The sequence below is a fragment of the Liquorilactobacillus ghanensis DSM 18630 genome (genome assembly GCF_001435235.1).
GTDB lineage: Bacteria > Bacillota > Bacilli > Lactobacillales > Lactobacillaceae > Liquorilactobacillus > Liquorilactobacillus ghanensis.
In genome coordinates, this window is sequence record NZ_AZGB01000022.1 from 90,968 (window position 1) to 116,703 (window position 25,736).

At 34.2% G+C, this 25,736-nt stretch carries 26 protein-coding genes and 2 pseudogenes; 23 read left to right on the forward strand and 5 right to left on the reverse strand.

The window, feature by feature from the left end; translation table 11 throughout:
* Positions 1-164 precede the first annotated feature (164 nt).
* Positions 165-1,532, reverse strand: a complete 1,368-nt coding sequence (locus FC89_RS09635; protein WP_057872348.1) for an FAD-binding oxidoreductase — start codon at positions 1,530-1,532, stop codon at positions 165-167.
* Positions 1,533-1,785: 253 nt separating this feature from the next.
* Here FC89_RS09635 and FC89_RS09640 point away from each other — a divergent pair, with 253 nt between their 5' ends.
* The 5 genes from FC89_RS09640 (at position 1,786) to FC89_RS09660 (ending at position 8,272) form a co-directional block, all read left to right on the forward strand.
* A complete protein-coding gene (locus tag FC89_RS09640; protein WP_415588588.1) occupies positions 1,786-2,199 on the forward strand; it encodes a GNAT family N-acetyltransferase in 414 nt (137 codons plus the stop codon).
* Between the two features lie 213 nt (positions 2,200-2,412).
* Positions 2,413-3,261, forward strand: coding sequence for a PRD domain-containing protein (locus FC89_RS09645; protein ID WP_057872349.1), 849 nt, complete (start codon positions 2,413-2,415; stop codon positions 3,259-3,261).
* Between the two features lie 128 nt (positions 3,262-3,389).
* Positions 3,390-5,360 (forward strand): beta-glucoside-specific PTS transporter subunit IIABC, encoded by a 1,971-nt coding sequence (locus FC89_RS09650; RefSeq protein ID WP_057872350.1) that lies wholly within the window; start codon positions 3,390-3,392, stop codon positions 5,358-5,360.
* Between the two features lie 14 nt (positions 5,361-5,374).
* On the forward strand, positions 5,375-6,811 hold the full coding sequence (locus FC89_RS09655) for a 6-phospho-beta-glucosidase (protein ID WP_057872351.1): 1,437 nt from the start codon (positions 5,375-5,377) through the stop codon (positions 6,809-6,811).
* Positions 6,812-8,272: a glycoside hydrolase family 1 protein gene (locus FC89_RS09660; protein WP_057872352.1), complete on the forward strand. Its 1,461-nt coding sequence runs from the start codon at positions 6,812-6,814 to the stop codon at positions 8,270-8,272.
* A gap of 118 nt (positions 8,273-8,390) precedes the next feature.
* Here FC89_RS09660 and FC89_RS09665 read toward each other — a convergent pair whose 3' ends face one another.
* Positions 8,391-9,266: a helix-turn-helix domain-containing protein gene (locus tag FC89_RS09665; RefSeq protein WP_057872353.1), complete on the reverse strand. Its 876-nt coding sequence runs from the start codon at positions 9,264-9,266 to the stop codon at positions 8,391-8,393.
* Positions 9,267-9,552: 286 nt separating this feature from the next.
* On the opposite strand from FC89_RS09665, the gene FC89_RS12425 reads away from it, so the two are divergent.
* The 9 genes from FC89_RS12425 to FC89_RS09710 all read left to right on the forward strand — a co-directional run bounded on the left by FC89_RS12425 (position 9,553) and on the right by FC89_RS09710 (position 17,552).
* Positions 9,553-10,737: an MFS transporter gene (locus FC89_RS12425; protein WP_083485463.1), complete on the forward strand. Its 1,185-nt coding sequence runs from the start codon at positions 9,553-9,555 to the stop codon at positions 10,735-10,737.
* Between the two features lie 25 nt (positions 10,738-10,762).
* Positions 10,763-11,992, forward strand: coding sequence for an ATP-grasp domain-containing protein (locus tag FC89_RS09675; RefSeq protein WP_057872354.1), 1,230 nt, complete (start codon positions 10,763-10,765; stop codon positions 11,990-11,992).
* A 67-nt stretch (positions 11,993-12,059) separates the two neighbouring features.
* The gene (locus tag FC89_RS09680) at positions 12,060-13,223 is read left to right on the forward strand and encodes a hypothetical protein (protein ID WP_057872355.1); all 1,164 of its coding nucleotides are present in this window, start codon (positions 12,060-12,062) and stop codon (positions 13,221-13,223) included.
* An 82-nt stretch (positions 13,224-13,305) separates the two neighbouring features.
* Positions 13,306-13,803 (forward strand): GNAT family N-acetyltransferase, encoded by a 498-nt coding sequence (locus FC89_RS09685; RefSeq protein ID WP_057872356.1) that lies wholly within the window; start codon positions 13,306-13,308, stop codon positions 13,801-13,803.
* A gap of 147 nt (positions 13,804-13,950) precedes the next feature.
* Positions 13,951-14,415 carry an HIT family protein gene (locus tag FC89_RS09690; protein ID WP_057872357.1) on the forward strand — a complete coding sequence of 155 codons (465 nt, stop codon included), beginning with the start codon at positions 13,951-13,953 and terminating at the stop codon, positions 14,413-14,415.
* A gap of 15 nt (positions 14,416-14,430) precedes the next feature.
* On the forward strand, positions 14,431-14,916 hold the full coding sequence (locus FC89_RS09695) for a GNAT family N-acetyltransferase (protein ID WP_057872358.1): 486 nt from the start codon (positions 14,431-14,433) through the stop codon (positions 14,914-14,916).
* A 181-nt stretch (positions 14,917-15,097) separates the two neighbouring features.
* Positions 15,098-15,910: an alpha/beta fold hydrolase gene (locus FC89_RS09700; protein WP_057872359.1), complete on the forward strand. Its 813-nt coding sequence runs from the start codon at positions 15,098-15,100 to the stop codon at positions 15,908-15,910.
* 285 nt (positions 15,911-16,195) lie between these two features.
* On the forward strand, positions 16,196-16,987 hold the full coding sequence (locus tag FC89_RS09705) for a DMT family transporter (RefSeq protein WP_235804412.1): 792 nt from the start codon (positions 16,196-16,198) through the stop codon (positions 16,985-16,987).
* 100 nt (positions 16,988-17,087) lie between these two features.
* The gene (locus FC89_RS09710) at positions 17,088-17,552 is read left to right on the forward strand and encodes a GNAT family N-acetyltransferase (RefSeq protein WP_157060707.1); all 465 of its coding nucleotides are present in this window, start codon (positions 17,088-17,090) and stop codon (positions 17,550-17,552) included.
* A gap of 199 nt (positions 17,553-17,751) precedes the next feature.
* Here FC89_RS09710 and FC89_RS09715 read toward each other — a convergent pair whose 3' ends face one another.
* Positions 17,752-18,114, reverse strand: a complete 363-nt coding sequence (locus FC89_RS09715) for a nuclear transport factor 2 family protein (RefSeq protein ID WP_057872360.1) — start codon at positions 18,112-18,114, stop codon at positions 17,752-17,754.
* A gap of 202 nt (positions 18,115-18,316) precedes the next feature.
* Here FC89_RS09715 and FC89_RS09720 point away from each other — a divergent pair, with 202 nt between their 5' ends.
* The 4 genes and pseudogenes from FC89_RS09720 to FC89_RS12605 all read left to right on the forward strand — a co-directional run bounded on the left by FC89_RS09720 (position 18,317) and on the right by FC89_RS12605 (position 19,631).
* Positions 18,317-18,646: an ArsR/SmtB family transcription factor gene (locus FC89_RS09720; protein ID WP_057872361.1), complete on the forward strand. Its 330-nt coding sequence runs from the start codon at positions 18,317-18,319 to the stop codon at positions 18,644-18,646.
* Positions 18,647-18,695: 49 nt separating this feature from the next.
* Positions 18,696-18,860 (forward strand): annotated as a pseudogene (locus FC89_RS12430) (L,D-transpeptidase family protein); the annotation flags it as partial.
* Positions 18,861-18,928: 68 nt separating this feature from the next.
* The gene (locus FC89_RS09725; RefSeq protein WP_157060708.1) at positions 18,929-19,111 is read left to right on the forward strand and encodes a transposase; all 183 of its coding nucleotides are present in this window, start codon (positions 18,929-18,931) and stop codon (positions 19,109-19,111) included.
* A gap of 457 nt (positions 19,112-19,568) precedes the next feature.
* Entirely contained in the window at positions 19,569-19,631 is a 63-nt protein-coding gene (locus tag FC89_RS12605; protein WP_232457175.1) for a putative holin-like toxin, read from the forward strand.
* Between the two features lie 232 nt (positions 19,632-19,863).
* On the opposite strand, the gene FC89_RS09730 is transcribed toward FC89_RS12605, so the two are convergent.
* Entirely contained in the window at positions 19,864-20,784 is a 921-nt protein-coding gene (locus tag FC89_RS09730; protein WP_057872362.1) for a DMT family transporter, read from the reverse strand.
* A 31-nt stretch (positions 20,785-20,815) separates the two neighbouring features.
* Here FC89_RS09730 and FC89_RS09735 point away from each other — a divergent pair, with 31 nt between their 5' ends.
* From FC89_RS09735 to FC89_RS09745, 4 genes are all read left to right on the forward strand, one after another.
* Positions 20,816-21,226, forward strand: coding sequence for a MerR family transcriptional regulator (locus tag FC89_RS09735; RefSeq protein ID WP_083485466.1), 411 nt, complete (start codon positions 20,816-20,818; stop codon positions 21,224-21,226).
* Positions 21,227-21,311: 85 nt separating this feature from the next.
* On the forward strand, positions 21,312-22,562 hold the full coding sequence (locus tag FC89_RS09740; protein WP_057872364.1) for a hypothetical protein: 1,251 nt from the start codon (positions 21,312-21,314) through the stop codon (positions 22,560-22,562).
* Between the two features lie 361 nt (positions 22,563-22,923).
* Complete coding sequence (locus FC89_RS12610; protein ID WP_157060710.1) at positions 22,924-23,097, forward strand: hypothetical protein; 174 nt, start codon at positions 22,924-22,926, stop codon at positions 23,095-23,097.
* Between the two features lie 495 nt (positions 23,098-23,592).
* The gene (locus tag FC89_RS09745; RefSeq protein ID WP_057872365.1) at positions 23,593-24,552 is read left to right on the forward strand and encodes a D-2-hydroxyacid dehydrogenase; all 960 of its coding nucleotides are present in this window, start codon (positions 23,593-23,595) and stop codon (positions 24,550-24,552) included.
* Between the two features lie 103 nt (positions 24,553-24,655).
* Here the strand turns inward: FC89_RS09745 and FC89_RS09750 are convergent, their stop codons facing one another.
* Positions 24,656-25,195, reverse strand: a complete 540-nt coding sequence (locus FC89_RS09750) for a TetR/AcrR family transcriptional regulator (protein ID WP_057872366.1) — start codon at positions 25,193-25,195, stop codon at positions 24,656-24,658.
* 99 nt (positions 25,196-25,294) lie between these two features.
* Here FC89_RS09750 and FC89_RS09755 point away from each other — a divergent pair.
* Positions 25,295-25,681, forward strand: a pseudogene (locus tag FC89_RS09755) (MFS transporter); the annotation flags it as partial.
* Between the last annotated feature and the right edge of the window lie 55 nt (positions 25,682-25,736).

A 25,736-nucleotide genomic window follows, 5' to 3' on the forward strand; every position in this document is an offset into this window, starting at 1 on the left:
ATTCTCTATGCAAATAGATTAATAAAAGCTCTCTCATACTAATTTGAATAAAAAAAGTATGAGGGAGCTTGATTATTATTGGTCAATTTTCATAATTACTAGTGTCTCTCGCAAGCGCACTAATGAAGCCATTAAACTGCACTAAAAATAAAAAACATTACTTTTTAAACCTTGCGTCCTGGGTTCAAAATGTTGTTCGGATCAAAGACGTGTTTGATTTTGCGCTGTAAAGTGACGATGTCTTGTCCCAGTTGTGAAGTAATCCAACCATATTTCAAATCACCAATTCCATGTTCTGCTGAAATTGTACCACCCAGTGACTGTGCAAACGCAAAAATTTTTTCGATAGCGTTCTTGACATCTTGAGGAACTACAGCAGCATCTTGTGGAATTGCAATATTGGGGTGGAAATTGCCATCTCCTGCATGACCGCCTAAAAATGCTTTAACTGGTGAAGTGAACTTAAGATTATCAACGAATTCTGCAAGTTCCGGTAATTTAGATAATGGCACAGCCACATCTTCGACTATAAGCCTTCCATAAGCTGCTTCGGCTTGGTAATAATCTTGTCTAATTTTAACAATTTTCTTGGCGTATTGTGGATCTTCAGTTACTGAAACATGCAAAGCATTGTTTTGCTCCAATAGTTCTTTAAGTGCGGTTAATGCTCCAACCGGAGTTACATCTAATTGGAAAATCAAGAGGGCGGCTGCTCCATTTTCACCCATATTAGTACCCTCTAAAGCATCAAGTGCTTCAATTGAAGTTTTATTTAAAGCTTCTAACATTGAAGGACGTAGGCCACTAGCAGATATTTTTTCAACGGCAACGCTCAATGTCTTCATATTGGGAAAAGTTGCTAAACCTGTTGTTGGGTTGCCGAATGGAATCGGCAGAATGCGAACGGTTGCCTCTACCACGATTCCCAGCGTTCCTTCAGAGCCAACCAGCAAATCAGTCAAATCATAACCGGAATTGTTTTTGAAACACTTTCCGCCAGTTTCGACAATTGTTCCATCTGCTAAGACAACTTTAAGCCCTAGTATTGACTGTTTTGTTGTTCCATACTTTAATGAGCTCATTCCCCCGGCATTGGTAGCAATATTTCCCCCAACGGTACTAATTGGTTTAGAACCTGGATCAGGAGCAAAGAAATATCCTTGCTTACGAACTTCTTTGTCCAACGTCCCGTTTAAAACGCCGGCTTCTACTACTGCTGTTTGGTCGGCAGTATTTATTTCTATAATTCGGTTAAGCTCTGTCAGTTTTAAGACAAGGCCGCCATCTTGACCAGCTGAGCCGTTAACAATTGACGTACCACTGCCGTAAACCGTAACAGCAACTTTTTGTTGATTGGCAAATTTAACGGTTGCTTGTACATCCGAAATGCTTTTAGCGACAATTACGGCAGCAGGTTTATTACCATTAATTATTTCTTGTGTGAATTTATTCTGTCCGTAATCTTTACGTGTAGCTTCATCAGTCAGTAATTCTCCAGTTGGTAATTGTAATTTTTTAAAATCTAAAGTCAATTTTGTCTTCCTTTCTAGATAAAAAATCGTTCTTCTAATATGAAGAACAGCTTTAGCTATCATCCAATAGCTAATCAAAAAATAATTTACTTATTTTTTATTTTTAATGTAATTATGAATTTTTAATTTTTGAAAGTCAAGGCTGCAGTTTATAAATATAAGCAGTCGTAAAGATATTGCAGATCAATGTAATTTTAAAATAAGTAACTATTGTTTTAATTATTGGATAAGATTACATTAGAAGTAAATAATTATGGAGATGGATAAATTGATTACTTATACTAACAAGAAACAAATAACAGCCAACGACTTAGCGCAATTATTTAAAGCAGCAGGTATTCATCGACCAGTGAATGATTTACCTCGTTTGCAAAAAATGTTGGAAAATGCCGATATTCTTTGGACAGCTTGGGATAAACAGCAACTCGTTGGAATTGCCAGAGCATTGACGGATTTTAGCTACGCTTGCTATTTATCGGATCTTGCTGTTACCAAATCACATCAAAAGCAGGGGATAGGTCGTAATTTAATTGAAAAGCTTCGCTCACAAATTGGGGCTGATGTTTCTTTGGTTCTTTTGGCAGCACCATCAGCTTTAGAATATTATCCAAAAGTAAATTTCGAAAAAATTGACAATGCTTTTTTAAGAAGACGGCGTCCTTTCTAAATAACTTGCAGAAAATGCAGTATGTAGCTGATAAATAATTAGAAAAAATTTATAAAAACTTATTGACAGCGCTTGCAAAAATTGATATTATAACTTCATAAAGCAGAGCGTGTTACTGATTCGATCAGGCATTAACCCACTTTTAGATTAGTTGCTATCAGCAACTTAGCTATAGTGGGTTTTTTTAATACTTAATTTCAGGGGGAAGTGATCATGAAATTCATCAAAAATTTTAATAACAACGCTGCTTTAGTTGAAGATGATCAAGGTACAGAATGGATTGTCATTGGAAATGGTGTCGGCTTTGGCAAAAAACAAGGAATGTTGGTTGACGATTGTAAGATTGAGCGCCGTTTTATAACTGCTGAGAAAAATGGCCCTGATATTGAAAACTTTAAAGAAATTGAATCGCGATCATTAGAATTAACAACAGAGGTTATTGAATTAGTTGAGCCCTTATTGAAGATTAAATTTAATGATTATCAGTATTTTGTTTTAGCAGACCATATTGACTTTTCTTTAAAGCGTGTTCACGACGGAATTGAAATCAGTGATGGAACAGTTATTTGGGAAATCAGTAAATTATTCAGTGAAGAATATCAAGCAGCCAAGAAAGCAATTAATTTGATAAATCAAGCAGCACAGGTGCAATTACCTAGAAACGAAATTGTATTTATGACCTATCATTTTGTAAATGCGAGTATGGATGGATCCCGGCTTCAAGATACAATCAAGATCACGAAATTAATATCGGGAATTATTGATATTGTACAGTACCAATTTCATTTGAGCTTAGATACCGAATCTTTTAATTATAGCCGCTTTGTTACTCATTTACGTGCACTAATGGTTCAAAGGGTCAGTAAAACCAATATAACGGCAAGTGAACTAGACCCAGCATTACTCAAATTAATGCAGTTGAAATACCCACTTGCTTACGAAACAACTGAACGAATTAGCAATTATCTGCATAAAGAAACAAGTTGGGAGCTGCAGCCAGACGATAAAGTATATTTAACTTTACATATTTGGCGTGTAACTCATCGGCAAAAAAAAGAATAAAAATGTTTTTGGTGTGTTACTGGTCAAGCAGGCATTAACCCAGAAAACTTTGCAGGGTACTTTATCCTAATTAGGAAAGTACTGTAAAGTCTTCTGGGTTTTTATTTTAAATTTAGGAGATGAAAACAATGAAGTATGAAGATCTTAGCAAAAAAATTATTGATGGGGTAGGCGGTAAAGAAAATGTAAACAGCGTGGTTCATTGTACCACAAGATTAAGATTTAAATTAAAAGATGAGGGAGCAGCTAAAACTGATCGCTTGAAGACGACTGATGGTGTTATTACGGTTGTTCAATCCGGTGGCCAATACCAAGTTGTAATCGGAAATCATGTGGCGGATGTTTATGACGATTTAATTAAGGTCGGTGGTTTTCAAGACGGCGGGGCGGTCCCAGATGATTATGGTGAAAAATCTGATATGAACTTATTAGATCGTTTTATCGATTTAGTTTCAGGGATATTTACGCCGATTTTAGGACCTTTGTGTGCCGCTGGAATGATTAAAGGTTTTACTGCCATGTTTGTAGCTCTCGGTTGGATTTCTTCGACTTCAGGTAGTTACTTAATTCTGCATGCTATTGGAGATGCCTTCTTTTACTTTTTACCAGTTATTCTGGGGTATACTTCAGCTAATAAGTTCAAAGTTGATAAATTCGTGGGAATGGCGATCGGTGCGATTTTATGTTATCCCGATATAGTTGCCATAAACAGCAGCAAAACTATTTTGTATACCTTATTTAAGGGAACTTTCTTTGCTTCGCAAATTCATACGACCTTTTTTGGTATTCCTGTAATTATGATGAATTATACTTCATCAGTTATTCCGATTATTTTAGCAGTTTGGTTCGCTTCACATATTGAAAAATGGGCAAGAAAAGTTATCCCTGATGTCGTTAAAACCTTCTTGGTACCTTTTGTTACCTTAATCGTTACCTTACCGGTTACTTTTATTGTAATTGGTCCAATTGCAACATGGCTCAGTACCGCTATCTCAGATGTTACCGTTGCTATTTACAATTTCAGTCCGGTTTTTGCTGGACTTTTAATGGGAGCATTCTGGCAAGTATTTGTTATGTTTGGGCTCCATTGGGGATTTGTTGCCGTCATGCTTACTAATATTGCTTCTAAGGGGTACGATCCAATTGTTGTCCTTTCCTTTGCAGCATCATTTGCACAAACTGGTGTTGTACTCGCAATGACACTTCAAACAAAAAATGAAAAGACACGAAGCATTGGTATTCCAGCGGTTATTTCTGGCATTTTTGGAGTAACAGAACCAGCTATTTACGGACTTTCGCTTCCGAGAAAACGGCCATTTGTTTTAAGCTGTATTGCAGCAGCTGTAGGTGGTGGAATCCTTGGTTTCTTTGGAACTAAAGCATATGTTAACGGTGGTTTAGGTATTTTCGCTTTTCCAAGTTACATCAATTCAGCGAGTGGAATCAACATGGCGTTTTACGGTTCTATCATTGCAGCAGTTGTTGGCGCAGCGCTTGGATTTATTTTACAAATACTTTTTGGTAAAAATTACGTTGATATAGAACCGGCGGCTGAAGGGGTGCCAAGCGACGCACCTGCTAAATCAACGGATCCAGTTGCTGAAGCAGCAACGGTTGAAAGCAGTACCACAACCGTTTTCAATAAAGCAACAACTTTGGCAAGTCCGCTTTCTGGCAAAATAATTCCATTAAATGAAATAGAAGATAAAGTATTTGCTTCTGAAGCCATGGGTAAAGGAGTTGCAATCGAACCAACACAAGGAATCGTCTATGCTCCAGCTGATGGAGAAGTTATTTTAGCTTTTCCGACAGGGCATGCAGTAGGACTAAAAACGACTGATGATGCAGAATTATTAATGCATATTGGAATGGATACGGTTAACCTTGAAGGGCGAGGCTTTGAGATGCTTGTAAAACAGGGTGATCAAGTAAAAGCGGGCACTCCACTAGTCAAATTTAATATTGAAGAAATTAAAGCAGCCGGATATAGCGTGGTTACACCATTAGTTATTACAAATTCTAAAAATTATCATACCGTAAAGGTAATAACTGATAAAAATGAAGTTGACCATAATGAAACACTGTTGGCACTATCGTAATGAAAGGAGAAAAAATGAAATTTCCAGATAATTTTTTATGGGGCGGGGCCACCGCAGCTAATCAATGCGAGGGAGCTTATTTAACTGACGGCAAGGGATTATCATTGGTTGATATCCTGCCTGCCAAAGCAGAAAAAAGAAATGAAGCCTTATTTAATCCGGAACAGGCTTTGAAAACGAAATATCAATATTATCCAAGTCACCAGTCAATCGACTTCTACCATCACTTTCGGGAAGACATTAAATTGTTCGCCGAAATGGGTTTTAAGGTATATCGAATGTCGATTAGTTGGCCAAGAATTTTTCCTAATGGGGATGATGAAAGCCCCAATGAACAAGGATTAAAGTTTTATGATCAAGTTTTCGCGGAATGTCGTAAATATAAAATTGAACCACTAGTAACCATTAACCATTTTGATGCACCCTTGGCTTTATTTAAAAAATATAATGGTTGGGCTAATCGTAAACTAGTTGATTTATATTTGAAATATTGTGAAGTATTGTTTAAGCGATATAAAGGACAAGTTAAATACTGGCTAACTTTTAATGAAATTAATATGATTTTGCATATTCCTTTTCTTGGCGGTGGGCTTGATGTAAGAAATTCTGAAAATCCAGAACAATTAAAATATCAAGCTGCTCATCATCAATTAGTAGCATCTGCGCGTGCGACTAAGTTAGCACACGAAATTGACAGTGAAAATCAGGTGGGATGTATGCTGGCGGCCGGACAAACATATCCATATACTTGCAATCCTAAAGATGTTTGGGCAGCTTTGACAGCTGATCGTGAGGGCTACTTCTTTATTGATGTTCAGTCAAGAGGATATTATCCGAGTTATAGTCGAAAAATATTTAAAGAAAAAAATATTGAATTGCAGTGGGCAGCAACCGATCAACAAGACTTACTTGAAAATACTGTAGACTTTATCTCCTTTAGCTACTATTCTTCAAGGTTAACAAGTGCTGATCCAAGCGTAATGGAAAAAACGGCAGGAAATATATTTGCTTCCCTTAAGAACCCGTATCTGAAAACAAGTTCTTGGGGATGGCAGACGGATGGCTTAGGGCTACGGACAACGATGAATCAAATTTATGATCGCTATCAAAAACCGCTTTTTGTCGTTGAAAATGGTTTAGGCGAAAAAGATGAGGTTACACCCGAAAAAGAAATTCATGACCAATACCGCATTGATTATCTAGCAGAAAATTTACGGGAATTAGGCAATGCAATTGAAGATGGTGTAGATTGTCTTGGATATACTAGTTGGGGATGTATCGATTTAGTTTCAGCTGGCAGTGGAGAAATGTCAAAACGTTACGGATATATTTACGTTGACCGTGATGATCAAGGAAAAGGTTCTTTGCGGCGATTAAAAAAGGATTCTTTTAAATGGTATCAAAAGGTCATAGCAACAAATGGACAATTTTTATTAGAGGAAGGTGTTTAAATGTACAGCAAAAATGTTCCTAGTGGTTTTCCTCGTGGATTTTTATGGGGCGGGGCCACCGCAGCTAATCAAGTCGAAGGGGCTTGGAATATTGCCGGTAAAGGAATTTCAACCGCCGAAGTAGTAAAAAGGTCTACTAATCGTAAAGACTTTACGATGAATCAGATAACAAAACAGTCATTAACAGCAGCAATCAATGACTCGAGTACTACAACCTATCCCAAAAGACGCGGCGTTGATTTTTATCATCATTACAAAGAAGACATCAAGCTTTTTGCCGAAATGGGTTTCAAAGCATATCGTCTATCAATCGCGTGGACTAGAATTTTTCCTAATGGGGATGAAGCTGAACCAAATGAACAAGGTCTTTTGTTTTATGATCATGCTTTTGAAACCTGTTGCAAGTATGGTATAGAACCAGTAGTGACAATTTCACACTACGAGATGCCGCTCGGATTAACACTCAAAAATAATGGTTGGGCAGCAAGAGAAACCATCAATGAATATACCAAATTCACTAAAGTCCTTTTTGAAAGATACCGTGGAATAGTTAAGTATTGGTTAACGTTCAATGAAATCAACGCGGCTGTTTGGGGATTTAATGGAACTGGTGCTCTTGATGATGATTTACCGAATGACCAAAAAATGCAATTACGTTACCAAGCTTTGCACCACCAATTCATTGCAAGTGCATTGGCTGTTTTGCAGTGTCATAAGCTTGATCCTGAAGCTAAAATTGGATGTATGCTTGCCAGGATGCAAACATATGCTAAAACACCAGCACCGCTTGACGTCCGGGCAGCTCAACTGCAAGATCAACTTAATTTATTTTTTACCGACGTCCAAGTCCGTGGTGAATACCCTAACTATATGAATCGATATTTTTATGACAATGGAATCGAGTTAAAATTTGCTGCTGATGATGAAGAAATTTTAGCAAAAGGTAAAGTTGATTATTTAAGTTTTAGCTACTATATGTCAACGGTAACAGCGGACGATAATAACATTACCAAAGCAACAGGAAACTTCGCATTGGGAGAAGCTAATCCATATTTGACGTCAAGTGAATGGGGTTGGCAAATCGACCCCGTTGGACTTAGAATTGCTTTGAATGAGCTTTGGGATCGTTACCAAATCCCTTTATTTATTGTAGAAAATGGATTAGGAGCGGTAGATGAATTGACGCCGGATCGAAAAATTCATGATGATTATCGGATTGATTATCTGCGGAAACATATTATTCAGATGAAAGAAGCCATTCAAGATGGTGTCGAGCTAATCGGGTATACAACTTGGGGACCAATTGACTTAATAAGCGCTTCTACTTCTGAAATGGCCAAACGCTATGGCTTTATTTATGTTGATCAAGACGATGAAGGTCGAGGTAGTTTGACCCGAATTCGTAAAGATTCATTTTACTGGTTTAAGAAAGTAATTGCATCAAACGGGCGAGAAGTGTAATAGACAAAATTAAAATTAGTTAAACGAGCAACTGTCAGTATCTGATTATAGATGTTGACAGCTGCTTGTTTGTTTATCTAGAATTCCAATTTTTAGGAACTTTTTCCCCACTACATAATTAAATAAAATTAACTGCCTTTTTTGCTGATCTAAGTATCCGATTTTCAAGTGTCTCTAATTCGGTGGCATGTTCTTCAAAGCCTAGTAATTTAAATTGAGCAATTACCAATTTAGCACTATCTTTTTTACCGTGTAATTCCTGAAGTAGTCCTAGATAATATTCACACATTAAACGATCATATGCTTTCCTCGGCGAACTTTCAGATATTTTAATTAATTGCGCTACATAATAGCGAACATCCAACAGTTTTTGCCGTTCAAATGATAGCACTATACAATTATTCAAAAATATTGATATATCATTTTGATATGAAGCAATTGAACTAAGCAATTTAGTCCTTTTAAGCAGTACTGAAAAGGTTCCTCTAATGTAATCACTATTAAAAATATACAAACAATTTGAAAATAAAGATATTTCAAAATGCCCCCACTGCTGCACGCGATTCAGATAGTTTTTAATAATGCGCTTATCTTCATCAACATCATACAAATCTTTTGAATGCTTTTTATTAAGAAACAATTTGAGCTCGATTGACATACAGCAAAAATAAAAATCATGTGTATTTTCATATTTAGATCTAAAGCCTCTGATTCGTTCAGCAATTTCTTCATCATGTTTTTTAGTTATTTCATTATAAAAATATGCTGATAAATATTCTTTTTCTGGAGTAACGCTGTCATTCAAGTAAAATGAATATTCTTGGACTGTGACATTAAGCCGTTCCAAGTACTTGAACAAAAGGTCACTAGAAACATTTGAATGATTGTTTTCAAAAGATGATAGTGTGGTTCTACTACAAATTCCAGCCGCTAGTTGTGTTTGCGACATATTTCTTTCTTTTCTCAATTTTCTAATTAATGTTCCATGTTCCATGAGCTTACCTCCATAAATGACGAGATGCTTTACAATATAATAACCTGTTTTGAATCTGATTGTAAAATTATTGATGAATTAATTATGAAAGGGCGGCAGTTTGGAAAATTAAAAAATGTTTGTGAAAAATGATTGATTAAATATTGGAGGAAGCAAATTATGACAAAATCATTGATTAGTTCTTCTAGCCGGCAAAGTGCAAATTCAAAAATTTTAACCCGGCTAGTGGTATGTCAGCGGAAACACGGTGAAATCAGCTTCAACGAAAGAAGGCGGAGAAATAATCATGCTTAAATTATTGCGAATCAAACAATTCAGATATTTTTTTCTTGCAGATATTATTTCGGGATTTGGAGTTGGATTAACGACTGTTGGAGCTAATTGGTATCTATTGTCTCAAACTAAGTCCAGTAAATTAGTTGGATTGTATTTAACAGTTAATGTTATTGCTGGCTTTGCAATGTCACCATTGGCTGGTAGTCTTACAGACAAATGCAGCCGCAAAATAGTAATTCTGTGGTCTTTTCTTGGACGTGCTTTACCCATGTTGTTAATTGCCGGATATTTTCTAATTTGGGGATTTAATCTCTATGTAATGTATTTTCTCGCGTCTTTAACTGGTGCTGGTTGGATTACTTACATGTCTGCTTCTCGGAGTTATATTCAAAGCATAATCCCAGAAAAATTATTAGGATCAGCAAATTCATTTGTAGAAGTATCCTTGCAGGTGGGGATGTTTGTAGCTGGTGCAATATCAGGAGTGATATTAAACTATACTGGTTTTATGGCGATTTTGGTAATAAATATTATCATGTTTTTAATTGGAACAGTATTGATAATGCGGATTCCTAAGGATGTACTGCATTTTGCGGCTGAAAATGATGTACACGCAAGCTTCATTAATGGTATTCGGTATATTTTTTCAACGCGAATTGTTGTAATTGTTGGTGCCTTGTCCATATTACCTTTACTGGTTACACAATTATTTAATGTAACTTCTCCAGCGTATGTAGCAAGTGTGTTAAATCAAAATAGTATTGTCTACGGAATGGCAGATATGCTTTACGGGATTGGCGGTCTGACTGCTGGAATACTTACAGGTTGGATAATTTCAAAACTTGAGAATAAAAAAATAATTATCGCCTATTTTTTTCTTGCCAGTTTAGCATTAGTTTCTCTTTACGCAGGTAGGAATGTGTTCTTAATGTATATTTGTACTTACGTGATTGGATTATCAAATTCTTCACTTCGGATCGTAACCAACACAGTATTAATGAAAAATGTAGCTGCAAGCTATATGGGACGAACAACTTCTGTTTTGAATGGTACAGCACAATTTATCGAAATTTTTGCATCTTCATGGATGGGGATAATGAATGATCAACAAGGTGCTAGTTTTGGCTTTCTAATAATGTTCATTATTATGCTTATTGGGCTATTGTTGAGTGGCTTGGTTAAACGAATGGCTTAGTTTCTATCCAGAAAGGACTGATATAATGAATAAAAAAAGAGTTTTAATTGTTGAACCAAGTTTTTATGGGGTTAAATTTGTTGAAGCGGCTAAAAATCTTGGTAACGAGGTGATCGTAATAGTTAGCAAACGGTCCAATCCTCAAAAATATGGTTATGCAGCAAGTTGCGATGATTTGATTGTTGCCGATATAAGAGATGATAATGCTATCTATCAAGCTATCATAAATAGCCCATATGCTAATTTGGCGGCATTAATTCCCGCAACCGACTATGTTACCGAAGTTACAGCAAAGGTTGCGACGCGCTTGGGTAAATTTTCAAACTCAGTTAAAGCAACTAAACGTGCACGTAATAAAGATCTAGCCCGTGAGCAATTTGCCAAAAATAATGTTCCGTCAGCGAAATTTCAAGTAGTGAGCAATGAACGTGATGCTAAACTTGCTGCTTATAAAATTGGCTATCCTTTAATTTTGAAACCTACTAATACAGCAAGCAGTATTGATGTTTTTTATATTCGAAATGAAGCTGAACTGCAAATGCGCTTTGAACAAATCGTTAAACTTAAAACTAGTTATATGAATCTCCCCGTACGGCATGAATATATTATGGAGGAATTTTTAACTGGACCAGAATTCAGCGTTGAACTTTTCTTATATCAAAATCAAATTGCTTTTTCTGATGTAACTGAAAAGCACACAACGCAGCCGCCATTTTTTGTAGAGTTGGAACATATCTTTCCAACTACTATTGAGATTGAAAAAAAGAGTGAAATTATTAATACGGCCTATCAAGCTGCTCAAGCTCTAGGCTTTCATGATGGTCCACTGCATATAGAAGTTAAGTTAACTAAAAATGGCCCCAAAATTGTGGAAGTAAATGGACGACCTGGCGGAGATAATATAACTTCAGATTTAATGATCAATGCTTATGGGGTCAATATTTTTGAGAAGACTGTTCAGTTATATTTGCATGAAAAATTAAGTTTTAAGAAAACGCAACAAAAATTTACAGCAACCGTATTTTTCTTTGCTCAAAGTAAAGGGATCCTTCAAAAAATTAATGGGTGGAATAGCATGTGTCAACAAAGCGGTGTAGTACGAGCAAGTATCACAAAAAGAGTTGGCAGCTTTGTCCGACCGCCTGAAAATTCAGATGACAGAATTGGTTACGCAATTTTGTGTTGTAATACACTAAAAGAATTGCAGCAAGCAATTAATAAGGTTAAAAATCTAGTTACGCTGACAGTAATATAAAAATTTTCTTCCAGAGCATTTTATTAATGCTATAATTAGCTGATTAATTATGAATGGAGTTATTTTTATGCGCAAATTAAATGTGATGGTAATTGCTTTATTGGTTGTACTTGTTTCCGGCTGCAGCGTTCAAAAAAAGAAAAGCACAGCCCAGATAAGCACAATTAAAACTACCACCAACAAAATAGTAAAGCCGGCTGAAAAAACTTGGACATTCAGCAAAGGGGTCAGCTCCAAACAAAGTCCAGTTCAAGGAATATCTAACAAACTAACCACCTCAGTTATTTCGAAAACGGACCAACTTTCTAGTTGGACAACTTCCAAGGGGCAATTTATAGCCAGCCCGGTTAAATATAAACGCATTTCTTTTAACAAATGGCAGCATGATCTGCGGAAAAATTATGTTAAAAGCGCTCAAAATGAAATTCACTTAATGAGTGTCAATCAAGTTAATGCTGTACTGAAAAAATTAGGTGCAAATTTCCAAATTACTAAGCTATCAGATTTAATTTTTTTAGAAACAAAAACCAGTGGGATGACTATCCCACAAGGCTTCGTAGCTAAAGGACACCATCTATATGCAGTTAATATCCAATATGTCGATACTGATCAGCCGATTACCGTTGAACGCGGACAATTATTTACTGATACAAGTACCAAAAAAACTGGCAGCCAACTTTCACTAAAGGAGTTAAATGGGACTTGGATAGCAGCCGCAACCACAACCAGTGCTAACGATAGTGGAAAAATTTTGATTAAAGATGGTTATTTGTACCAGCATCGCTATAACAGTTTTGAACGTTCAGCCATTCAAAATTTGAATTCATATTCGTTAATTTCATTGAACCAAAATCAAACCTATGCTTTGCAAAAAGCCAACGCTGCGAATGCTGGTTATCAATTAACTCAAAAATCAGTAGCGAGCGGTGATAGCCTTGGTTATCTCTACTTGTTCATTAACGATAAAAAATTAATCCGCATTGGACAAGGTGAAACTACCAGTTATACGCGAACCAGTACGTTAGTTGCAGCAAATGATTTACCACAAGATGATTTAACGATCTTTAAACAAATGGATCAGAAAAATCCTGGCGAAGCTGCTTCAACAATTACAGTTCGTGCAGATGCACCAATTGTGGGGATGAGCAGTAGTATTAAATATTTGACTGATTCAGCAGCTGGACAAATTACCAGTAATCAAACCGTTAGCTCGAATAACGATACCAATTAGTAGAAACTCGCAACTGAGTAATTGCCCAAAAGTCGCTTAAAAATAAGGGGGACAAACGCAAATTAAACTACAGACAAAAAGATTGTATTTTTCTACTTGGACAAAGGATGAGCTGGATTTAGCGCTTAGTTTATGGGAGAATCCTAAAGTAGCTAAGTATATTCATAAAAACGGTATTTTCACCAAGGAAGAAATAGAATTACGTTTAAATAATGAAATTTCCAACCTTGAAAAAGTCGGTGTCCAATATTTTCCTATATTCTTTTCAAAAAATCACGAATTTATGGGAGTGTGCGGTTTTAGACCCACCAAGAAGTCGGGAGAACTCGAATTTGGAATTCATCTATTGCCTAAATTTTGGCATAAAGGTCTGGCAACTGAAGCAGCTCAAGCTATTATCGCATATGCTTTCACGTCACTAAAAATAAACAGCATTGTAGCTGGTCATAATCCTCAAAATAATGCTTCAAAGAAATTATTAACGGAACTAGGATTTAAATTTGTCCGGAATGAATATTATCCACCAACCGGTCTGAATCATCCGACCTATGTTTTATCTGAATACCATAGCTGTGATTGATCCTGAATGATTAGGATACTAGGAATGTTAATGTTGAAATTAGTTGAATGCAGCTATAAATTTAAAAGTTACCAATAAGGATCTTGTTCTTAGCAGTGGCAATTGATCTATTATGAGAATATTTATTACAGGGGAGGAGGAACTTAGATGACAGAATGGTATGAAGATCGAATACGCTCGGCTATTAATGGAACAAATCCGATGGTAATGACAGAATTAGCCGGTGGATATGCTGTTTTTGGTGATGTCCAATTTTTGCCAGGATATTCTGTTTTGTTGCCCAAAAGAAATGTTGCATCTTTAAATGATTTGGCTATCGATGAAAGAACTGCTTTTTTGCGCGATATGAGTATTTTAGGGGATGCTGTCCTCTTTGCTTGTCACGCAAAAAGAATTAATTATGACATATTAGGAAATACCGATAATTTTCTTCATGCGCATGTTTTTCCGAGATATCTGACAGAAGATGCCGAAAAGTTAAAAAAACCAGTTTGGTTGTATAGCTCCGACTATTGGACCAATTCGAAATATTTGTACGACCCGCAAAAGCATGATCAACTACGTCAAAAAATAACTGACTATCTTATTAGTCATACAAATTATCGTTGTTGAAGGGGGTGCGAAAAAATGATTACATATCATATTTTCAAAAATACAGATGCTAAAGAAGTGGCTGATTTAGTTGAGAAAACAATGCTGACTACGAATATTCAAGATTACTCTGCAGCATATTTAAAGAAGGATTTGAAACACCTAACTGCTAAGGACTTTGTTGAAAAAGCAAAATACTTTCATTGCTATGTATTCCTAGATGATAGCAATAATAAAATCGTAGCTGTTGGCTCGATTGGTCCCTACTGGGGAAAAACGGATGAGAGCAGCCTGTTTAATATTTTCGTTTTACCAGAATATCAAGGACGAGGAATCGGCACGCGGCTTATCAAAGTTTTGGAACAAGATGTTTATTTTAAACGAGCTAAACGAATTGAAATTCCTGCTTCAATCACGGGTCTGAAATTTTATCAAAAAATGGGTTATTCATTTAAAAATGGTGTAAAACTACTTGATGACGAAAAACTATATCGTCTTGAAAAATTTAATAAAATTCAGTAGGCTTCGCCATAAAGGAGAGGAAACAACTGAAAAGGCTAATGAAATATTGTCAAATAGTGTTTTAGTATAGAAATTAAAAGTAGTTCTATTTTTAAAAAATTGAATAAATTCAGTATATTAATTTCTAAACAACATATAGTTATTTCAATTACAAATTTTTTCTGCAGGGAGAGTTATCTTAATGTATCAATCGGTTAATGGAATTTTAATTCATTATGAAATAATAGGTGCAGGAAAACCTGTTGTTTTTCTGCATGGCATGTGCTTGGATCTTATTTCCATGAAGCTCAACTATGAAGATAGTTTCAGTAAAAAGAACGGTAGCTATCAACGAATTTACATTGATATTCCGGGAATGGGTAAAAGTCAATCTTTCTTTAAAGTTCAGCCCTCAAGCGATTATTTAGTCGAGCTAATTATTGAGTTCTTAAATTTAATAAAGGTTGATAATTTTTATCTTTGTGGTCATTCTTACGGTGGATATTTAAGTCTTGGACTAGCATATAAGTATCCTAAGCGTGTAAAAGGTCTATTTCTAACTTGTCCAGTCGTGACAGCAAATCCCAATAAAAGGGTTACTGCCTCACACATCAACATTAAAAATGATAATTTCAATATTCCTAAAAATAAATATACAGAAGATTTTTTAGAAATGAACGTAATTATTAACGAGAAATCCTGGAAAAAATACTTAAATGAAATTACTGTGGGTCTTGAAAAATACAATGCTAAATTTCTTGAAAAACTTCAATCCAATAATTTTGAATACTACAGATTCCAAAAAGAACAAACAATTAAAAATTGGAACTCGGATATACCAATTTTCTTTTTGCTAGGTAAACGCGACCAAGTTGTTGGTTTTAAAGAGCAGAAAAAATTAGCTGCAAACTTTAAAGATTATAATTTGCTTATCCTTGAAGAAGCAGGACATAACTTACCAATTGATCAATCGAATTTATTTTCTAATTGCGTTAATTATTTTTTTAAATTATGACAAATTTGCACCCGTGTATCATGGATTGAATTTAGGATAGTATTTAGCTACTATGAGAATGAAAACATTATTAAAGGAGGTAATAATGATGATTTTTGCACCGTTAAGTGAATGTGATGTTCCAGCGATCCGTTAGTTAGCGGATCGTATCCGCTAACGATTTCAGCTTAAATTGAAATCTCAATGCGGAGGAAAAATAATGAAAATAAAAAATTGGTTAGGTCCCTTATTACTTAGTTTATCAGCTAGTATTTGGGGCGGGATGTTTGTAGTAGTCAAAATCGTGTGGTCCATGTTCCACCAGTCGAATTAGTATGGTTGCGCTATCTAATTGCCATAATCGTACTAATTTTGATTTCGTTAATTAGAAAAGAAAAATGGACAGTTAATAAAACGGATTTGAAATTAATTTTTTTAATTGGACTAATTGGTAATACAATTTCAATTGTAACTCAAGAAACAGGTACCTGGTTATCCAGTGCCCAGACAGGTGCAGTAATTACATCAGCTACACCAACTTTTATGATTTTGTTTGCTTGGTGGCTTTTAAAAGAAAAGTTAACACGAATTAAAGTGCTATCAGTAATCATGGCAACTAGTGGTGTTATTTGTATTGTAGGCATTCACTTAACTGGACATAATGTGTTATTGGGTGTTTTGTCATTAATTGTAGCAGCTTTAACTTGGGCGTTAATGTCCGTTCTGATCAAAAAATTATCTGGAAACTATACCGCTTTACAAGTTACGATTATGTCGGCTTTAGTTGCCATTATTTGCTTATCACCAGTGGTAATCGCCGACCATCAGGTGCTAAGACGAATTGATTTCTTTAATCCGATAATTATTTTGTGCTTGTTGTATTTAGGTGTTGTTTCAACAGCCTTAGCGTTTGTAATGTGGAATCGAGGATTACATTTAGTCAGTGCTGGTAAATCTGGTTTGTTCTTTTTACTACAACCGATTGTTGGAACTCTATTAGGTTGGCTGCTTCTAAACGAGAAACTAACTTGGGGATTCTTGGTAGGTAGTTGTCTAATTATTGGCAGTGTTTGGGTCGCCATTCGTTTTGAAACTTGAATCTGGCGTTGTTGCGGAGCTAAAAAAAATTTACATCCTACTATTTGTAAATTGATAATAAAAGTTAATTAGGAACACTTTTTTGGGGGGGAAAAATCGCATGGAGAATATTTCAATATCTTCAATCACTTCTGTATCAGATAATCTTTTTAAACTTTTGCTAGATGCAGATCCTTCAAAAAATATTGTACAAAGCTACTTGAAAAGGGCTTATAAATTTATTGCCATTTTTAAGGGTGCTCCTGTGGGAATTGTACTTTTAATAGACACTCGGCCAGAAACAATTGAAATAATTAATATTGCTGTGTCTAAAGATTATCGCAATCAAGGAATAGGTGGTAAATTGCTTGAATATTCTATTAAATGGGCTAAAAGTAAAAAATACAGAGTTATTGAGATAGGAACTGGAAGCACCAGCTTTGGTCAGTTATACTTGTATCAAAAATATGGTTTTAGACCGGTTTCAATTGATAGAGACTTTTTCGTGACTCACTATCCACACAGAATAATCGAAAATAAATTAGTATTAAAGGATATGGTGAGGTTACAACAATATTTATTTTAATGTACCAACCAACTTATTTATAAGAATTCATTAGCCAGAAACTTTAACAGGTATTGATGTTTTTTAGACGATGAAATAAATTACAGCTCATTGAGCCCTGTGGAACAGATGATAAAGTAAAAATTGAAAAAATCAATGGCCAAGATAAATGACATTTTTCAAGAACAGTTTTCAGGAAAAAACAATTAGTAAGCCGTGATTATTTCGTTATTTTAACTTGTAAGAATTTAATTTTGTTTTGCTTATCAAATTTGTAAGTATCATATCCATGGAGTGCAAAAAGTTTGCCATTATTTTTTCTACCGGCAACGGACCATTCTGCTTTATAACAATCTTCGTCAATAGATACTTGACAAAGGTGCTGTAATTCTTTGTTGTCTTTAAAAAAATTTTGGAAAAAGTTTACTATTGAATCATGATCTTTACCGATAAAACCATTTGAGCCTTCAACAATGGCATCATTCGCAAATAAATGAACAATTTTATTTAGTGATCTATTATCATTTGAAGCTAAGTCGGAAAGTTTGAAATAAGACTCAATTATTTTTTCTTTTTGATTCATATGAATTCCTTCTTTCAACTGTTTAGTATATGCTAAACAGTTGTGAAATACAAACTATTAAGCAAACAATTGTGCTACAAGGAGAGAAGAATCTATACCAGTTAACTAATGACAATTAGAGACTAACATGTGGTGTTCAAAAAACAAGTATATTAAGTAAAAGGATTGTAACTTGTAAACATATAATACGAGGAGATACTTTATGAAGCAAAAACTACTATTAAGTGTAGATCTTGATAAAATAGAATTGCCACAAATATTAAAGTCATTAAGTGATCCGACTCGCTTATCAATTGTGGCAACTCTGTATTCTAATAATAAAGAGTGTTCTTGCGCAATTTTTGAACATCTGGGGAAGAAAAGTAACTTATCACAACATTATCGTAATTTGAGACTGAACGGATTGATTTCTGTTAGACGTTCTGGAATTCATAGTTATCTTAACTTGCGAAAAAAAGAACTCAATCAAAAATTTCCAGGACTATTAGAAAATATCTGTCGCAATTGGAAACACAATAATAATTCGATTTAAAAATATTTTAAAAAACAAGCCCAAGTCAAAAATGCATAGGTATCGTGAATATCTATTTCGTTCCACGCCAACTGATTCTCAAGGAGACTTTATTCAATCTGACGCAAACGATCTAGGTAAAAAGCCATCTTCTCATGGCTGTGTCCATTTGAGTATTTCCGACTCAAAATGGATTTATGAAAATATTAAATATGGAACAAAAGTTTGGAGTTAGTATAAAACTTGAGACAGCTTTTGCGAGAGTGTAAAATTATTTCTTAATTAAGAAGGAATTGTTTCATAATGGCAAAACGCTATCTTGCCGAATTCAAGCAAAATATTATTGATTTATATCAGCACAAAATTAAGTCAGCTCCTGAATTAGCTAAAGAATATGGTGTTGGTTACTCCACTATTTTAAAATGGGTTTCTGGTAGTCACGGCTTAACTGCTGATGAAGCTAAGGCTCAAATACAAACGAATTAAACGATTGGAAGAGGAGAACCTGATTCTAAAAAAACGCTGAAGCTGTTGGCAAAAGATTGATCTATCCATTGATCAAACAAGAAAGCGATGTTGGAAACCAAATAAAGAAACTCCCATTTTGAGGACTTCCTAGCTCCACCATAGTTTGACGGAGACCCAAAAATGGAAAAAAATATGAAGAAGAAGTTAAATTAAAAGAGATTTTACGAAATCAGTATTTAAAAATCATAGCTGGGGCGCATAATACAACTAAAAAAGAAATTATTGATCTGATCAATAACAAGCTGAAATAAAAAGATGTAACAACAATTTAATTGTTTTTCCTGTATAATAGGACAAGCAGGAAGTTTTAAGGGCGGTGGCTGTCTTTTCCCTTGTGAGGTGATGTCTATGGGAACATGGAGTAATCTTCAGAAAGGTTTCACAGTCAATGAGTGTCTTTCAGGCACTCTCGTTGATGTTGCTGTTTGGCACATTTTTAATTGCGCTACTCAGCTATATTGACAAAAGAAACAAATAAAAAGCCGCCCTGCGTAACTTTGGTCGGTTACAGAGCGACAATGTAGTTTTGTAAATCTAGGCCACCGCCTTTGAAGCGGCTTGCATGGGAAGTCTTGTTGGCGCAAGGCTTCCTTTTTCTTACTCACATTATAGCACGAATCTTTGAGACTTGGTACTAACTATTTATACTTCGCTAGTGATTTTTCATTAATTTGGGTAAGTCAACATACTTAATATGATTAGATTAAAAATTAGTCACGAATCGTCTTATGTGGATCACGTATTAGTGATATTCCAGTACCAATTACAATAATAATCATTCCAATCAGAGCATTTTCGGTAATCTTTTCATTCAATAAAATTGTGGCAAAGATTGGTGCTATAGCTGGTTTAAGAAAGAAAATTATATGAGAAACTGAGGGGTATTTATGGGTAGCTATTGAATAAACCGTAAAACCACCCGCAGTAACGATAATTCCTGCATATAATATAGCTAGTAAACTATGCGGAGTAATCTTTAATAAAAGCGATTGTCCCAAAAACTTAACAGCAAAATTTTGTGAATGATATGATATTATAATTATAATTTCATGCAATATCCACAAATACAATGATCCCAGTAGAAAAACTTGGCTTGTGACGGTGATTGAATCACTGTGATTTTTGTAAATATATTCTTTTGACAATGTTGAATAAAGTCCAAATAAAATTGAACTAAGTGTAGCAAAAATTAATCCAGAGAATATAAAGTAATGGTTACTCCAAATTATGATCATCATGCCTAGAACTGCTACAGCTAACGAAATACCTAATTTTCGAGAAATTGTTTTATGGAATAAAACATAATCAAATAAGGAACTAAAAATTGGATTTAAACTAAAGATAATCGCAACAATTGAAGCCAAATATTGTTGAATCGCAATTTGATAAAAAGACATGCTTAAAATAATGAAAATGATGCTTAAGCCGCTAAGCAGCATAAAGTGCCTTTTTAAAAGAATTTTTTTAAAGTCTGTTTTGTTTGCTAAAGTGAATAAAAATAGTCCACCAATTATAAAACGATAGAAAGTCAGCTGAAAGCTATTAATTTGAGGTGAGTTAATTAATTTTAAAGCCACCTCCGTTGTTGACATAAGAAAAATTCCAATTAACAAAGTCAAAGTTTTCGTCATAAAGTAATTCTCTCCCTTCGGTGGGATTATTATGCACTTTAGAGTACACTCTAATGCAAGAGGTGATTTTTTGAATTATTCAATCAATGAGATTAGTCGTTTAACAAAACTAAGTAAATATACTTTAAGATATTATGAAAAAGAGGGTTTAGTACCTAAAATAAAACGTAATTCGAGTGGTTACAGGATTTACGATGAAAAAGATTTAGAATGGCTAACTTTTTTGCTCAAGGTTAAAGAGACTGGAATGCCAATACAAACATTAAAAAGATTTTCTAGAATTATGTTTAATCCAAAAACAATTCCTGAGCGTCGAAAAATATTGTTGGAACACAAACAGCATATTATTCAACAACAAGAAAAATTACAGAAGTCATTAGATGCAATTGATAAAAAATTTAAAAAATATGATGAGATACAGCGTAAATCAATCGAATTATAAAATTTTGCAAATCCATCTCTTCTTGTTTTTGTGTTGACTTATAAATATGGTAATATTACACTGCAAACATTAGGAGGTTCTTCTTATGTTAAACATCTATAGTGACTTATTACCCATTAGTTTCCACAATTCAAAAGAGAAATATCGTACAACTTTAGAACACAACGGATTAGATAGTCGTTTTGTTGACAAGCTATTCAACGCAGATTTTATTAATGATAAAAAATTAGCTTATTCAAAATTGGTTAGAACCTGCTTTTCTTTAAACTTGCGTAGTGTTGGAAACAGTGATTTCGATAGTATGGTGGTTCTTAAAGGTAAGAACGATGCAGGTAAAGAAATTACAGATAAACCATACAAGTATGATAATAACTTAAAGCTTATGTTCATCTTGAATTATTCCAAGAAATTATATCTATGGCAAGGTTTAAAATCAATTTCAAATAACTTTGATAATATTGAACGATTTGAGGTTGAACACAACAAATCTGTTCTGGACTTCACTAAAGCAGATATGTTATCTATTGTTAAGTATTACAGAGAAAAATATATCAACTATATAACCTACCGTAAGTGTATAGCCGACATTAGTGAATTTATCGACTTCTGTGTTGAAAACTTTGAAGCTATTCACATAGTTTATAAACGTTATTGGAGTTATAAAGAAGTTATAAATACAATTCCACAAACAAAGATGATGAATCGATTTTTTACATTAAAAGATATTAATGATATTGTAAAAAATGAAGATTGTCTGCAAAATACGATTGTGCCATTGCTTGTATTTAGCGGTGTTCGTTTAAGTAAAGTCGATAGCTTAAATGAAATGGTTAAAATTAAAGAAGAAGAATTGGCAAAAGATAGTATTCATATTAACAATAGCGATATGAGTAGAGAAGTCAAAGTCACTCCACAAGCAATGAAATATCTGCAAAAATCTTTAAAAGAAAATTACTACACTATGAAGTATGACAACAAGACAATTGAGATACCTCATACTGGTTATTTATTACGTCCATTTGGATATAACAAAAAAATTAATAGTAGTATTAGTGAGGCCGCTGTACAAAAACGGTTGCGTTATTTCCAGCATAATTACAAAGAACAAATTGCTGATCGTAAATTTGATTATTCAACAATTCGTAATTCCGGGAAAATTACTAATATCTCTACACAAATGATCCTTGGCTATAACATTGATGATGCAGTATATCAGACTTTAATTAAGTTTGGTGACCTTGACGAAAAGGAAATTCTAGGCAAGCCAACTACGCGTGCTCAATATAGTATGTACAAATTACGTCAAACATTTCTGAAGGCAAAAAATAAAAAATAAACTAAGAGGATAATGGAAGTGTTAAATAATGCTGTTTTAAATTCCACAAGTGTAAATATAAACTTGGTCATTGGTACATTCCATAATTGGTCAACATAAAGAAGAAATAATTTTTTAAGAAGCGATTAGTAAAGAAAAGGGGCTATTTATTGCGCTATATTCTGTATAAATAAATAAAAAAATTAATTTCACAGAATGATCCATATTATGCGCTATTTATTAAACAAAAATTATACAAATTAGAAAAAGTCAAACAATAGTGCCAAATATGTTATATAATAGAAACAAATAATATATTTGGCATGATGTATTTATTTCCATTAATAAATTTTAAGTAAGTAAAAAGCAGAAGGTGATCACAATGATTCTTTGGTTATGGCAGCAGACGTATTGGTTTCCTGCGGTTATCTTTTTAGGAGGCTTAGCTGTGATTTCTTGGCTATTCGAAAAGATTGTTAATGAATTTACTTATCTTTGGTTATGGATTGTTAGATGGTTTGAAGATACTATAAAGGGACAAAAGTCTAATCGATAATAAGTACATACTGTTAAAAATGAATAGTAAACACATTGATAATTAAAAAGCGGCATAATGATATTAGCCGTGTGCTAAATCATCAATAACATTGTGTAGACAAAAATCTACATTTTCAGCTTACTTTAGAGTTCTTTTCTTTGCGTTATAGGAAACTAATTAGGCTTATCATTCCTAGTTTTGTGTTATATTAATGATAAGTAAGTACTGTACTGGAAATATTATTAAAATAATGAAAACCATTATCGATGAATAGGAGTTTAATTTTTATATCAATATCTCAAGTAGGTTGCCACCAGAATACAAACTACTAATCGGGTAACTCCAAAGTGTGTTTATTATGTTTAAGCTGAACGTGGACGTTATTTTTATAATTCCAGCGAAAGTGAGGAAGCTCATTATTGACTGATTTAAGGACAATTCTCGTCGTAAGTGTACTGTCTCGGTTATTTGATAATAAAGTGTAGGCTAAACTTTGAGCAAAGGCGGGATTTTATGAAAATTATACTTTTGGATGGTTATGAATTAAATAAAGATTTAAACTGGGATTTATTGAATCAACTGGGAGAGTGTACTTTTTATAGCCGAACACCGGTTGCTGATAAAAATGAGATTCTGAAACGGATCACTGATGCTGAAATTGTAATTACCCACAAAACGCCACTAGACGATGATATTATTAGTAAAGCTCCAAAACTAAATTATATCGGTATTATGGGTACCGGCTATGATGTTGTAGACATTGATAGTGCTCACAAAAACAACGTTACTGTCACTAATATTCCTACTTATGCTAGTGACGCAGTGGCACAATTTACTTTTTCTCTATTACTTGAAGTGACTGGTCAAGTTGGACTTCATAATCAACTTGTTCATCATAATAAATGGTCAAAAGTTCCGGATTTTACTTTCTGGGATAAACCATTATTCGAATTAAAAGGTAAGACACTTGGTCTGATTGGTTATGGCCATATTGCACAGAAAGTTGCTAAACTGGGACATGCTTTTTCTATGAATGTTATTTTTTATAATCATCGTCCAAGAAACACAACTGAACAATGGATTAAACAGGTATCTTTAGATGAACTTTTGCAACAATCAGATGTAATTAGTTTGCATGTTATTCAAACTCCAGAAACTATTAATTTAATTAATAAGGACACCCTTAAAAAGATGAAGACCGGAGCTATTTTATTGAATACAGCACGTGGAAAGTTAGTTAACGAATCTGATCTTGCGAATGCTTTAAACAACGAAAAAATTTATGCATATGCTACTGATGTGGTTCAAAAGGAACCTATTAACAATGACAACCCCTTATTGAAGGCTAAGAATTGTTATATCACTCCGCATATCGCATGGGCACCATTGGAAACGCGAGAAAGGTTACTAGATATTACGATAAACAATTTAAAAAAATATTTGGCCAAAGATCCTGTAAATGTTGTTAGCTAGGCTAGCATTAATTTTAATTAAATAATCAAGCTATTATGGTTTAGTCGTGTTTTAGTAAAACAATCGTTAATTTTAAGTTAGCGATTATTTTTTTGTATGAAAGTTATTTTCTAAGAAAAAATAACTGATTCAGCATTCTGCCCAGTTCTGCAGGTGTTTCTTGCATTCCCTGATCCAGCCATTGAATCTGCGTTGATATTACGGCTCCAGACATGAACGATGCAAAATATTTGTTATTTCTGTGACTGTTATTCAATCGCTTAATCATCCCTTGCTTTGTAAGATACAAATACACAATACGAAATGTCTTAATCAAAGTATTGGTCAAACCGGCATTAACCAATAAACGAGTTTCTTCAGATTGCTTTTGCATTAGCTGAAAATAAGCCGTCATGAGTTGAATAAAATTTAAAGGCATCTTATGCGGCAATATTCGCAAATATGATTCAATTGTCATTTCTTGATAACAAGAAATAATTTCCTGCATAGAATGATAATTTCGATAGTAATATGTGCGAGATACACCAGCTTTACGGCACAGAAGTGAAACACTAATATCACTAAATTGATGATCGGCTAATAAATCTAGCAAAGCTTTATACGTTTTATTAAGATTTAACTGTTTTCTTTCTTGTGGTGACATAGTGTACAAGTTTCCGGCTTTCTGTAACCTAAACATTTACTCATAATATAACACTACTATACACTTACTGAGTAATTTATATTATGAGGAGTAATTATTATGAAAAAAAGACAGTTTATGATTTTAGCTACAATGGCTATTGGGATTTTTCTTTGTATGCTTGATACTACAGTAATGAATATTGCATTACCAGCGATTCAAACCGGACTCAGGACCAATCTTGATACACTTCAGTGGGCGTTAAATATCTATACAATTACTTTTGCTGCGCTTACTATTCCGTTAGGTAGATTAGCAGATCATGTGGGAAAAAATAAAGTTTACTTGATCGGTTTAATCTTGTTTTTAATCGGTTCACTGATATCTGCCTCCAGCACAACGGTAACTATGTTGATTGCTGGGCGAGAAATTCAAAGTGTGGGAGCGGCAATTGTTTTTCCTGCAAGCATGACAATTGGTATTAACTCAATTGAACTAAGCAAAAGAAAGTAAGCACCTAATAATCGACCGTTCAAAAAAATGACCAATTGATCTCATTTGA